This is a genomic window from Nocardioides sp. Root151 (genome assembly GCF_001427925.1).
Classification (GTDB): Bacteria; Actinomycetota; Actinomycetes; order Propionibacteriales; family Nocardioidaceae; genus Nocardioides.
Genome location: NZ_LMGG01000001.1, coordinates 446,758 through 458,667, shown reverse-complemented (window position 1 = coordinate 458,667; position 11,910 = coordinate 446,758). Strand labels below are relative to the sequence as shown.

Sequence of the window (11,910 nt, the reverse complement as noted above, 5' to 3'; positions counted from 1 at the left end):
AGAAGGAGAAGCCCATGACTGTCACCGCCGAACCCGTCACGACCGGCGCCATCGAGGTCCACCCCCTCACCGCCACCATCGGCGCCGAGCTGCGCAACGTCAGCCTGGCCGATGCCTCGCGCGACCCCGAGCTGTTTGCCCGGATCAAGGAGCTGCTGCTCCGCTACAAGGTGGTCTTCCTGCGCGACCAGGACCTCACTCGGGCCGAGCACGTCACGCTCGCCGAGCGGTTCGGGCCGCTCGAGGACCACCCGATGGTCGGCGCCGACCCCGACCACCCCGGCCTGGTGCAGATCTACAAGGACCTGGACTCCCCGGCCGAGCAGTACGAGAACTCCTTCCACTGCGACGCCACCTGGCGTGAGGCGCCGCCGATGGGCGCCGTGCTGCGCTGCATCGAGACGCCCGACGTCGGCGGCGACACGATCTGGGTGAACATGGTCGAGGCCTACCGGCGCCTTCCCGATCACGTCAAGACCCAGATCGCCGACCTGCGGGCCAGCCACAGCATCGAGTCGACGTTCGGCGCCGCGCTACCCGCCGAACAACGACGCGCCCTGCGCGACCGCTTCCCGGACGCCGAGCACCCCGTCGTACGCACGCACCCGGAGACCGGCGAACAGACGTTGTTCGTCAACGCGTTCACGACCCACTTCGTGAACTTCCACAACGCCCAGCGGGTTCGCTTCGGGCACGACTACAGCCCCGGAGCGGGCGAGCTCCTGAACTACCTGATCCGGCAGGCATCCGTGCCGGAGTACCAGGTGCGCTGGCGCTGGACCCCCAACAGCGTGGCGATCTGGGACAACCGCTCGACCCAGCACTACGCCGTCCAGGACTACTGGCCCGCCGTTCGCAAGATGGAGCGCGCCGGCGTCATCGGCGACCCGACCTTCTGACACTTCCGAACCCTTCACAAAGGAGAACCACCATGTACTTCCACGACGACTCACTGTTCCCCGAGAACCAGGAGAAGCTGGTCATCACCGCGGCGCCGTACGGCCCCGAATGGGAGCCGGCCGACTTCCCGGAGGACCTGCCGCTGACCATGGACCAGCACGTCCAGCAGGCCGTCGACTGCTGGAACGCCGGCGCCACGGTGCTGCACATCCACGTCCGCGAGCTCGACGGGAAGGGCTCCAAGCGGCTCTCGAAGTTCAACGAGCTGCTCGGTCGCCTGCGTGAGGCCGTGCCCGAGATGATCCTCCAGATCGGCGGGTCGATCTCCTTCGCCCCCGAGGACGACGGTCAGTCGGCCAAGTGGCTCGAGGACGACGCCCGACACATGCTGGCCGACCTCGACCCGGCGCCCGACCAGGTCACGATCGCCATCAACACCAGCCAGATGAACATCATGGAGCTGATGACCGACGACGACACCCGTGGCACGTCGCTTGCCCGCCCCGAGCTCGCCGAGGCCTACCGCGAGATGGTCGTCCCTGCCGGGCCCGAGTGGGTCATCGAGCACCTGCGCCGGCTCACCGCCAACGGCATCCAGCCGCACTTCCAGCTGGCCACCTCGGCACAGCTCGAGACCGTCGAGCGACTGATCCGGCGCGGCCACTACATGGGGCCGCTGAACCTGACGTGGGTCGCGATCGGCGGCGGCTTCGAGGGGCCCAACCCCTACAACATGATGGACTTCATCCGCCGGGTCCCGGACGGTGCCTGCCTCACGCTGGAGACGCTGATGCGCAGCGTGCTCCCCGTCAACGCGATGGCCATCGCCCTCGGGCTGCACTCGCGGTGCGGCAACGAGGACACGATCTGGGGTCGTCGTCGCGAGAAGATGACCTCGGTCCAGCAGGTCGAGCAGCTCGTGCGCATCGCCCAGGAGCTCGACCGGCCGATCGCCACCGGCAAGGACGCTCGCGAGACATACAAGATCGGTGAGCAGTACTCCAGTGTCGACGAGACGCTCGCCAAGCTCGGTTTCGCGCCCAACCGCCAGCCCGGCCAGGTGGGATTCACCTTCCACGCCTGAGCCCATCCGCACGGCGTTCTCCCGCAGCGTCTGCGTGGGGTGCGGTCTCCGGGCCGCGCCCCACGCCCTGCATCGACGGCAGCGACGGACTCGTTCCCTGCCGACCGGATCGACCTTTCCTGGAGTTTTCCATGGCACTGCACGTCACCGAGGGCGCCGTCATCACTGAGCCCTCTGCCGCCCCCGTGGCGGCCCGCGCCGGACGGGCCTTCCCGTTCCTCGTCTTCCTGCTCACCTTCGGGCTGCTGCTCTCCGACTACATGTCGCGGCAGGTGCTCTCGGCCGTCTTCCCGTTGCTCAAGGCCGAGTGGGGTCTCACCGACACCCAGCTCGGCGGCCTCACCAGCGTCGTGGCTCTCGCCGTCGGCATCCTCGCCGTACCGCTGTCGATCATCGGTGACCGCTTCGGCCGGGTGCGGGCGATCATCGCCATGGGTGCCCTGTGGAGCGTCGCAACCCTCGGCTGCGCCCTGGCCGCGGGCTACGGCCAGATGATGCTGGCCCGTCTCTTCGTCGGCGTGGGGGAGGCCGCGTTCGGCAGCGTCGGCCTGGCCGTCGTGATCGCGGTCTATCCCGCGCGCCGACGCTCCGCGCTCACCGGCTCCTTCATGGCCGGCGGCCTGTTCGGCGCCGTCCTCGGTGTCGCCCTGGGCGGCATCGTCGCCGAGCGGCTCGGTTGGCGTTCTGCGTTCGTCGCGATGGCGATCTTCGGGTTCGTGCTGGTCGCGCTCTACCGGCTCCTGGTAACCGATGAGAAGCTCGAGCAGCACCGGCACCCGGACAGTACGCCGACCGCGGCGACACCGGCACGGCCGAGGTTCCGCTCGCTCTTCTCCACGCCTTCGGTGGTGCTCGCCTACCTCGGCAGCGGCACGCAGCTGTTCGTGGCCGGGTCGGTGTACGCATGGTTGCCGAGCTATCTCAACCGCGAGTACGACCTGGCTCCTGACCGCGCCGCCGTCGCCGCGGCCGGCTACATCCTCGTGATGGGCGTCGGCATGATCGTCTGCGGTGCGGTCACCGACCGGGTCGCCAAGACGGTGCCGATCCGCAAGTGGACGTCCGCGATCTGCTACGCCGTGGTGTCCCTGGTGCTTCTCGGCCTGGCCTTCGCCCAGCCGGCCGGAACGCTCCAGCTGGTGCTGCTCGGCTTCGGTGTCTTCTTCTGCTCCGGCACTGCAGGGCCGGCCGGGGCGATGGTCGCCAACCTCACGCCCGAGCGGATCCGGGCCACGGCGTTCGGCACACTCACGATGGCCAACAACCTGCTCGGCCTCGCGGCCGGCCCGCTCGTGATGGGCATGCTGGCCGACCAGTACGGCCTGGCCACCGCCTTCCGCGCACTGCCCGTGGCAGGCGCCCTCTCGATCGTTCTCCTGCTTGTCGGCCGGGCCTACTACCCGGCGAGCCTGGCCCGTGTCCACGCAGCAGAACTGGAGGTACGCGCATGAACCGCCCCACCGTCATCATCGTTCCTGGGCTCCGCGACCACGTCGAGGACCACTGGCAGACCCACCTCGACAAGCGACTGACCGACGCCGTCTGCGTTCCCTTCCTGGGTCGCGAACGGCACGACCTCACCGAGCGCGTCGAGGCCCTCGACGAGACGATCCGTGGCACCGAGGGACCGGTGGTGCTGGTGGCGCACAGTGCCGGTGCCCTGATCACGGTGCACTGGGCGGCCCGCCACGCCGCCGACCACGTGGGTCGGATCCAGGGTGTCCTGCTCGCCACGCCGCCCGACCTGGTCTCGCCCCTCGGGCCGGGACACCCGGCGATCGAGGACCTCGCTGTGGACGGGTGGCTGCCGATTCCCCTGCAGGGACTGCCGTTCCCGAGCATCGTGGCGGCCAGCACCGACGACCCGATCGGCGACCTGGGCCGGGTGCGCGACCTCGCGGCAGCGTGGGGGAGCGACGTCCACGTGCTCGGTGCGGTGGGCCATCTCAACCCCGCCTCCGGGTACGGCCAGTGGCCCGGGGTCGACGTACTCCTCGAGCCGCTCGGCGTGACGGTGCAGGCGAACGCCTGATGTCGCCCGGCACCTGGCACGCGGTCACCTCGGCCTTCATGGCCTGGGTGGCGTGTGCCCGTCGCTGATCGAGTGCCGGAGTGTGCCACCCTCGTGGGGTGCTCGACAGGACGCAGGGCGAAGCGGTCGCCGCCATGTCAGGAGGGGACTGGTATCTCGACTCGCCCGAGCTGGCGCGGCTCCGGGACGAGTGCGGCACGGCGCTGGACACGTTCAACTCGGCCGCGGCTGCCGACCACGACCGGCGCCGCGAGGTGCTCGACGCGTTGCTCGGCGGCCTCGGTGAGGGCGCAGAGATCGTGCCCCGGTTTCGCTGCAGCTATGGCTTCCACGTGACCATCGGTGCCGGTGCCTTCGTCAATGCCGACGCGTTCTTCATGGACGATGCCCCGATCGTCATCGGCGACCACGTGCGCCTCGGGCCGTCGGTCCAGCTGATGACCGCGCTGCACCCCGTCGAGGAGCATGCGATGCGACGGCAGGGCTGGGAGCAGGCCCTCGGCATCGAGATCGGTGAGAACGCCTGGCTGGGTGCCGGTGTGATCGTCGGGCCCGGTGTCACGATCGGACTCAACACGGTGGTCGGTGCGGGCAGCCTGGTCCTCTCCGACCTGCCGGACCACGTCGTCGCGGTGGGAAGCCCCGCGGTCGTCGTACGGGACCTGCCGGCGGAGTGACGGGCGCAGCCAGCGGGCGCCACGGGCATGACACGCTGGGCTCGTGACGAACCGACTCGCTGACGCGACTTCGCCGTACCTGCTCCAGCACAAGGACAACCCCGTCGACTGGTGGGAGTGGGGCACCGAGGCCTTCGCGGAGGCCCGCGACCGCAACGTGCCGGTCCTGTTGAGCGTCGGGTACGCCGCGTGCCACTGGTGCCACGTGATGGCGCACGAGTCGTTCGAGGACGCCGAGACCGCGGCGTACATGAACGCGCATTTCGTGAACGTCAAGGTCGATCGTGAGGAACGACCCGACGTCGACTCGGTCTACATGAGCGCCACCCAGGCGATGACCGGGCACGGCGGCTGGCCGATGACCTGCGTGCTCGACCACGACGGCAACCCGTTCTTCGCCGGCACCTACTTCCCGGACACGCCGCGCCACGGCAGCGCCAGCTTCATGCAGATCCTTGATGCCCTGGCCGATGCGTGGGTGACCCGGGCCGACGAGGTGCGGCAGGCGGCGTCGGAGATCGGCGCCCACCTGAAGGTGCAGGGCGATCTCGACACCGGCCTGATCACTGCCGAGACGCTCGACCAGGCCGTGCGTGCCCTGGCCACGGAGTTCGACGGGCAGAGCGCCGGGTTCGGCGGTGCGCCGAAGTTCCCGCCGGGCATGGTCCTGGAGTTCCTGCTGCGGCACGAGGCGCGGGTATCGAGACGCTCGCCGGAGCTCGCTCCTCAACCAGCGGACGGTTCCGTCGCGAAGCGGATGGTCGACGCGACCTGCGTGGCGATGGCCCGCGGCGGGCTCTACGACCAGATCGGCGGCGGCTTCGCGCGCTACTCCGTCGACTCCGGCTGGGTGGTGCCGCACTTCGAGAAGATGCTCTACGACAACGCGCAGCTGCTCGGCCTCTACGCACGGTGGGGCGGCAACCGGATCGCCGAGGAGACCGCCGACTTCCTGCTCCGCGAGCTGCGTACGCCGGAGGGCGGCTTCGCCTCCGCGCTGGACGCCGACAGTGAGGGCGTCGAGGGCAAGTTCTACGCATGGACCCCTGCCCAGCTGGTCGAGGCGCTCGGTGAGGACGACGGCGCCTGGGCGGCGACCACGTTCGAGGTGACCGAGGCCGGCACGTTCGAGCACGGGTCCTCGACGCTGCAGCTGCTGCGCGACCCGGACGACCTGGTTCGCCTCGAGGACGTGAAGCGTCGGCTCTTCGAAGCGCGCGCGTCCAGGGTGCGGCCGGCCCGCGACGACAAGGTGGTCGCGGCGTGGAACGGCTTGGCGATCAGCGGGTTGTGCGCGGCCGGCACCCTGCTGCGCAAACCGGAGTACGTCGAGGCCGCGGTGCGTGCCGGTCAGCTGCTGGTCGACGTACATCTCGTGGAGGGGCGGCTCCTGCGGGTGTCGCGCGACGGTCTGGTCGGGCGACACGACGGAGTGCTGGAGGATTACGCGTGTGTCGCGTCGGGCTTCCTCGACCTGCTGCAGGCCACCGGTGACGGGGTCTGGTTCGAGCGGGCAGGCGTGCTGCTCGACGACGCACTGGCCAGGTTCCGGGCCGACGACGGCGGCTTCCACGACACGGCCTCCGATGCCGAAGCGCTGATCACCCGGCCCCGCGAGCTCTCCGACAACGCCAGCCCTTCGGGCCAGTCGGCGATGGTCCACGCCCTTGCGACGTACGCCGCACTCAGTGGATCCGGCACGCACCGCGAGGCCGCCGAGCAGACCCTCGCGGTGCTCGCCGGCCTGGCCGAACGGGCTCCCCGCTTCGCGGGTTGGGCGTTGGCAGCGGCCGAGTCGATGCTCGAGGGCCCCGACGAGATCGTCGTGGTCGGCCGGCCCGGCCTCGAACGTGACCAGCTGGAGCTGGCCGCACGTCGTCGGCACGGGGCCGTCGTGCTCGTCGTGGAACCGGGCCGCGACGACATCCCGCTGCTGGTCGGCCGCGACGAGGTCGACGGCGCGCCCGCGGCGTACGTCTGCCGCCACATGGTCTGCGAGCGCCCGGTCACCGACCCCGCCCTGCTTTGAGCGGGCCGAGAGTGAAACCTGTGTCGCGATCCGGGGTGAACGACGACACGGACTTCACTCTCGATGCGGTGGGGGCTCCTCGACAGCGGTGCCTGCCGGGAGGACGCTTGACTCATGAAGATCTCGGACGCGATGGTCGGGCAGGTCGAGCAGGTCGAGCAGGAGACGCGGCGGTTCTACGACGGCGGGCTGCCGGCCGTCGACGGCCAGCCGGAGGTTCCTCCGAACCCGGGTGAGGACCCGAAGATCGTGCTCGAGCGGCTGTCGGTGCAGGGCCACGAGCAGTTCGCCCTGATCCGCCGGATCGCCTACCGCGACAGGCATCTGGGGGAGCTGCTGGTGCCCGCGGACACCGTCTCGTTCCGCACCGACCTCACGTCGGTGCCGATGCTCTTCACCTGGCTGGTGCCGAAGACCGGCGCCCACCTGCCGGCCGCGCTGCTGCACGACGGGCTCTGCTTCGCCGACGACGAGCCGCCGACCTACACCTCCACCGACGGCCACATGGTCCATCGTGTCGAGGCCGACCGCATCTTCCGTGACGCGATGGCCGACACCGGCACGGGCGTCGTACGGCGCTGGCTGGTGTGGTCGGCGGTCGCCACCGCGACCCTGCTCAAGGGCGAGCAGGTGCCGTGGTCGACCGCGACGACGTGGCGCCACCGCATCGTGATCGGCGCGTCGCTGTTCGTCGTGGTGGTGCTCGGCGTGCTCGCGACGCTCGACCTGTTCGACATCGGCGGTTCGCCGGAACTGCCGTGGATGGGTGACCGACCGTGGTGGCTGGAGCTGGTCGGAGGGCTGGCCGGCGCGATCGTCGTACCGCTCGTGCTCGGGCTGGCCTGGGGGCGGTTCCGGATGGCCGGCTGGGTGATGGGCATCGGCCTGGCCGTGCTGCTGCACGTGACCGTCGGGCTGCTGGGCGTGACCGCGCTCTACCAGGTCACCGAGAAGTCCGTCGACCGCCAGCCGCTGATCGTCGCCGGGGTCGCCGTGCTCGTGAGCATCCTGGCGACTGGCACCGTGATCGCGCTCTGGGTGCTCTAGCGCCGCGGCTGGTCAGCGCAGGCTGTACGTCGCCAGGGAGACGCCGACGTAGTGCGTGATGAAGGCGAGGATCGTGAACGTGTGGAAGACCTCGTGGAAGCCGAACCACGACGGCGCCGGGTCGGGGCGCTTGAAGCCGTAGACCACGCCGCCCAGCGTGTAGAGCACGCCGCCGGCCGCGACCAGGGTGAGCACGGCGATGGCGATGCCGTTGCTGAACCGGTCGGATCCTTCGATGAACTGCGGGATGAAGAAGACCGCCGCCCAGCCGAGCGCGATGTACATCGGCGTGTAGAGCCAGCGCGGCGCGTCGGTCCAGAACACCCGGAAGAAGACGCCCAGGATGGCGGCCGACCACACCACGGCCAGCAGGGTGAAGCGTGCCGAGCCCTCGAGGAACAGCACCGCGAAGGGCGTGTAGGAGCCGGCGATCAGCACGAAGATGTTGGCGTGGTCGAAGCGCCGGAGGAAGGCCCAGGTGCGGGGAGACCAGGTGCCGCGGTGATAGATCGCGGAGACCGTGAACAACACGAGCGCGCTGGCCGCGAAGACGGCCGAGGCGACACGGGTGGACTGCGTGGGCGACAAGGCGATCAGGACGATGCCAGCGGCCAGGGCCAGTGGCGCCGTGCAGGCGTGCAGCCAGCCCCGGAGCTTGGGCTTGACGTCCGCCAGCTTGTCCTGGGCGCGGTCGACTGCGTCGTCTAGACGTGTGCGGATCATGTCGTTCATGCGCTCCAACTTACGCCACCGTAGGTTGGCGCGCGTGCGAATGAGGGCCAGGTCACCCGAGTCAGGGACCACACGCCGGTAACATCGAGACGTGGCGGACTGGAAGCGGGCGATTCGACGGGTGCTCTACCCGGCATACGAAGCACGGGTCGTGAAGTTCCTCCCGACCGACCAGCTCCCCAAGCACGTCGGCGTGATGCTCGACGGCAACCGGCGCTGGGCCAAGGCCGTCGGGGCCGACACCGCCCACGGACACCGTGCCGGGGCCGCCAACATCGAGCCGCTGCTGGGCTGGTGCGAGGAGGTCGGCATCGAGGTGGTCACGCTGTGGCTGCTCTCCACCGACAACCTGAACCGCCCCGCCGCCGAGCTCGAGCCGCTGATGACGATCATCGAGGAGGCCGTCGCCTCCCTGGCCGACCAGAAGCGCTGGCGGTTGCACCCGGTCGGCGCCCTCGACCTGCTCCCGGCGAACACCGCCCGCCGGCTCAAGGAGTGCGAGGACGCCACGCGTGACGTCGACGGCATGCTGGTCAACATCGCGGTGGGGTACGGCGGCCGCCGCGAGATCGCCGACGCGGTCCGATCGCTGGTCCTCGAACACGCCGAGAAGGGGACCTCGCTCGAGGACCTCGCCAACGAGATCGACGTCGACAGCATCAGTGAGCACCTCTACACCAAGGGCCAGCCCGACCCCGACCTCGTCATCCGCACGTCGGGGGAGCAGCGGCTCGGCGGGTTCCTGCTGTGGCAGAGCGCGAAGAGCGAGTTCTACTTCTGCGAGGCGCTCTGGCCCGACTTCCGACGGGTCGACTTCCTCCGCGCGATCCGGGCGTACGCCGAGCGCGAGCGTCGCTTCGGCGCGTAACGCAACCTTCACCCTGCGTTCGGGCGTGTCGCCCGGGTTCCACCCACCGGGGGCGTAATTTCGGAGGTACCGGCGAGTGGGGAAGCTCGCTGTATCGGGAGGCCCGGACGTGAAGTTTCACGACTGTTGCACAGCCGCTGGGGTGGCGTGTGCCTACGGAGGCCGGCACTCCGGTCTTCGGGCGATTTCCCGGTCCATGTGGATGAGTTAGGGCCGGGAGCGGGAGTGCGCGCGCCGGTTCGTAAAGGGTGAGATCCGTGGCCTCCAAGCAGAGCAAGACCGTCCCCACCCGCACCTACGTGCTCGACACGAGCGTGTTGCTCGCCGACCCGGGTGCCATGCACCGGTTCGACGAGCACGAGGTGGTCCTGCCCGTCGTCGTCATCACCGAACTCGAAGGCAAGCGCCACCACCCGGAGCTGGGCTACTTCGCCCGCTCCGCGTTGCGCCAGCTCGACGAGATGAGGGTGACGCACGGCCGGCTGGACAAGCCGATCCCGGTCGGTGAGGCGGGCGGCACGATCCGCGTCGAGCTCAACCACACCGACCCGACGTCGTTGCCCAGCGGCTTCCGCCTGGGCGACAACGACACCCGGATCCTGGCCGTGGCGCAGAACCTCTCCAACGAGGGCGCCCTGGTCACCCTGGTCTCCAAGGACCTCCCGCTGCGGATCAAGGCCTCCTCGGTCGGCCTCGACGCTCAGGAATACCGCGCCGAGACCGTCAACGAGGACTCCGGCCACACCGGCATGGCCGAGCTCGAGGTGGCCTCGGCCGACCTCGACGAGCTGTACGACGACGGCGTGGTCGACCTCGAGTCGGCACGCGCGCTGCCCTGCCACACGGGCCTGGTGCTGCTCTCCGACCGTGGCACCGCCCTGGGCAGGGTCGGTCCCGACAAGCAGGTGCACCTGGTGCGCGGCGACCGCGAGGCGTTCGGCGTGCACGGCCGGTCCGCCGAGCAGCGCATCGCGTTGGAGATGCTGCTCGACCCCGACGTCGGCATCGTCTCGCTCGGAGGCCGCGCCGGCACCGGCAAGTCGGCGATGGCACTGTGCGCGGGCCTCGAGGCGGTGATGGAGCGCCGCCAGCACAAGAAGGTCGTGGTCTTCCGTCCGCTGTTCGCCGTCGGCGGCCAGGAGCTCGGCTACCTGCCCGGCTCCGAGAACGAGAAGATGTCGCCGTGGGCCCAGGCAGTTTTCGACACCCTCGGCGCCCTCACCACGCGCGACGTGATCGAGGAGGTCATGGACCGCGGCATGCTCGAGGTGCTGCCGCTGACCCACATCCGCGGCCGCTCGCTGCACGACGCGTTCGTGATCGTCGACGAGGCGCAGTCCCTGGAGCGCAACGTGCTGCTCACCGTGCTCTCGCGGATCGGCGCCAACTCCAAGGTCGTGCTGACCCACGACGTGGCCCAGCGCGACAACCTGCGGGTCGGCCGCCACGACGGCGTGGTCGCCGTGGTCGAGAAGCTCAAGGGCCACCCGTTGTTCGCGCACGTCACGCTGACCAGGTCCGAGCGGTCCCCGATCGCGGCGCTGGTCACGGAGATGCTGGAGAACATCACGATGTAGTCCCGTCACCTCTGGGACGAGGCGAGCCCGGTGTGACCCGTGTGACTGGTGAAGCGCGGGTGTGACCGGGCTCGCCTGTGGATTTGCCGTGTCCGGTTTGCCTCCACTGGCCCCTTCATGCAAGGTGGTCAAGATCTTTCGCGCGCCGGGGGGCATGTTGGCGGATCGATCAGTCCTGATGTCTACCCCGTGGGTACCCCTTTGTCCAAGCACAAGAAGTACGACCCCAAGCACCGGCAACTCCGGGCAGCGGGCGTACCGAAGAAGGCTCTGCGCAACACGCTGGTCCTCTCTTCGATCGCCGTGGCCGCCACTGGCTCCACCGTCGCAACCGGCATGTTCGGTGACGGTGCAGCCGCGAAGCGAGACGTCGCGCCGATGGCTGCCGACCTCGGATCCGTGGCCCCGCTCAGTGCCCAGGAGATCGCCGAACGCCGCGGTGACGACGAGCCCTCGCGCTCCGACCGTCGCAGCGACCTCGACCGGACCAAGCAGGCCGAGCTGACCGCTGCCGCGAGCACGCCCACCGGCAACGCGGTCATCGAGACCGAGGACGCCACCGACGACGACCCGCGTGGTGTCGCCCGGGCCCTGCTCTCCGAGTTCGGCTTCGGCTCCGACCAGTTCGGCTGCCTCGACTCGCTGTGGACCAAGGAGAGCGGCTGGAACCCCAGCGCGGACAACCCCAGCTCCTCGGCGTACGGCATCCCGCAGGCGCTGCCCGGCTCCAAGATGAGCTCGGCCGGTGCCGACTGGGCAACCAACCCGGCCACCCAGATCCGCTGGGGCCTGGGCTACATCCAGGACCGCTACGGCACTCCGTGCAGCGCCTGGGGCCACAGCCAGAGCCACAACTGGTACTGAGTCGCCCTCGATCCGACCGGCCAGTTGTCTAGTCTGGTTCGAACGGGTCACGCGCGCACCGGCTGATCCGCCGGTTCAGCTCCATTTCCGCACGTGGTGC

11 protein-coding genes are annotated in these 11,910 nt (G+C 69.7%); 10 read left to right on the top strand and 1 reads right to left on the bottom strand.

Annotation, left to right across the window (positions count from 1 at the left end; all coding sequences use genetic code 11):
• Nucleotides 1-14: 14 nt before the first annotated feature.
• From ASD66_RS02165 to ASD66_RS02135, 7 genes are all read left to right on the top strand, one after another.
• Nucleotides 15-899, top strand: coding sequence for a TauD/TfdA dioxygenase family protein (locus ASD66_RS02165; RefSeq protein WP_056681502.1), 885 nt, complete (start codon nucleotides 15-17; stop codon nucleotides 897-899).
• Between the two features lie 32 nt (nucleotides 900-931).
• Nucleotides 932-1,984, top strand: coding sequence for a 3-keto-5-aminohexanoate cleavage protein (locus ASD66_RS02160; protein ID WP_056889903.1), 1,053 nt, complete (start codon nucleotides 932-934; stop codon nucleotides 1,982-1,984).
• Between the two features lie 131 nt (nucleotides 1,985-2,115).
• A complete protein-coding gene (locus tag ASD66_RS02155) occupies nucleotides 2,116-3,435 on the top strand; it encodes an MFS transporter (protein WP_056889902.1) in 1,320 nt (439 codons plus the stop codon).
• Nucleotides 3,432-4,016, top strand: coding sequence for an RBBP9/YdeN family alpha/beta hydrolase (locus tag ASD66_RS02150; RefSeq protein ID WP_056681499.1), 585 nt, complete (start codon nucleotides 3,432-3,434; stop codon nucleotides 4,014-4,016). Before ASD66_RS02155 ends, ASD66_RS02150 begins: the two co-directional genes overlap by 4 nt.
• A gap of 98 nt (nucleotides 4,017-4,114) precedes the next feature.
• Complete coding sequence (locus ASD66_RS02145; protein WP_200949833.1) at nucleotides 4,115-4,693, top strand: sugar O-acetyltransferase; 579 nt, start codon at nucleotides 4,115-4,117, stop codon at nucleotides 4,691-4,693.
• Between the two features lie 43 nt (nucleotides 4,694-4,736).
• A complete protein-coding gene (locus tag ASD66_RS02140) occupies nucleotides 4,737-6,722 on the top strand; it encodes a thioredoxin domain-containing protein (protein ID WP_056889901.1) in 1,986 nt (661 codons plus the stop codon).
• 114 nt (nucleotides 6,723-6,836) lie between these two features.
• Nucleotides 6,837-7,769 carry a DUF1353 domain-containing protein gene (locus ASD66_RS02135; RefSeq protein WP_056889900.1) on the top strand — a complete coding sequence of 311 codons (933 nt, stop codon included), beginning with the start codon at nucleotides 6,837-6,839 and terminating at the stop codon, nucleotides 7,767-7,769.
• Between the two features lie 12 nt (nucleotides 7,770-7,781).
• On the opposite strand, the gene trhA is transcribed toward ASD66_RS02135, so the two are convergent.
• Nucleotides 7,782-8,501 carry a PAQR family membrane homeostasis protein TrhA gene (gene trhA / locus ASD66_RS02130; protein WP_056681471.1) on the bottom strand — a complete coding sequence of 240 codons (720 nt, stop codon included), beginning with the start codon at nucleotides 8,499-8,501 and terminating at the stop codon, nucleotides 7,782-7,784.
• Nucleotides 8,502-8,592: 91 nt separating this feature from the next.
• Between trhA and ASD66_RS02125 the strand changes: the two genes are divergently transcribed.
• From ASD66_RS02125 to ASD66_RS02115, 3 genes are all read left to right on the top strand, one after another.
• On the top strand, nucleotides 8,593-9,369 hold the full coding sequence (locus tag ASD66_RS02125; protein WP_056681470.1) for an isoprenyl transferase: 777 nt from the start codon (nucleotides 8,593-8,595) through the stop codon (nucleotides 9,367-9,369).
• 257 nt (nucleotides 9,370-9,626) lie between these two features.
• On the top strand, nucleotides 9,627-10,946 hold the full coding sequence (locus ASD66_RS02120) for a PhoH family protein (RefSeq protein WP_414858559.1): 1,320 nt from the start codon (nucleotides 9,627-9,629) through the stop codon (nucleotides 10,944-10,946).
• 189 nt (nucleotides 10,947-11,135) lie between these two features.
• Nucleotides 11,136-11,810: a lytic transglycosylase domain-containing protein gene (locus ASD66_RS02115; protein WP_235529930.1), complete on the top strand. Its 675-nt coding sequence runs from the start codon at nucleotides 11,136-11,138 to the stop codon at nucleotides 11,808-11,810.
• The last annotated feature ends 100 nt before the right edge of the window (nucleotides 11,811-11,910 follow it).

Excerpts from the sequence above, each read along its gene's own strand:
- ASD66_RS02135 (WP_056889900.1), top strand. The coding sequence starts at position 6,837 with ATGAAGATCTCGGACGCGATGGTCGGGCAGGTCGAGCAGGTCGAGCAG.
- ASD66_RS02155 (WP_056889902.1), top strand. The coding sequence starts at position 2,116 with ATGGCACTGCACGTCACCGAGGGCGCCGTCATCACTGAGCCCTCTGCC.
- ASD66_RS02150 (WP_056681499.1), top strand. The coding sequence starts at position 3,432 with ATGAACCGCCCCACCGTCATCATCGTTCCTGGGCTCCGCGACCACGTC.
- ASD66_RS02165 (WP_056681502.1), top strand. The coding sequence starts at position 15 with ATGACTGTCACCGCCGAACCCGTCACGACCGGCGCCATCGAGGTCCAC.
- ASD66_RS02160 (WP_056889903.1), top strand. The coding sequence starts at position 932 with ATGTACTTCCACGACGACTCACTGTTCCCCGAGAACCAGGAGAAGCTG.
- trhA (WP_056681471.1), bottom strand. The coding sequence starts at position 8,501 with ATGAACGACATGATCCGCACACGTCTAGACGACGCAGTCGACCGCGCC.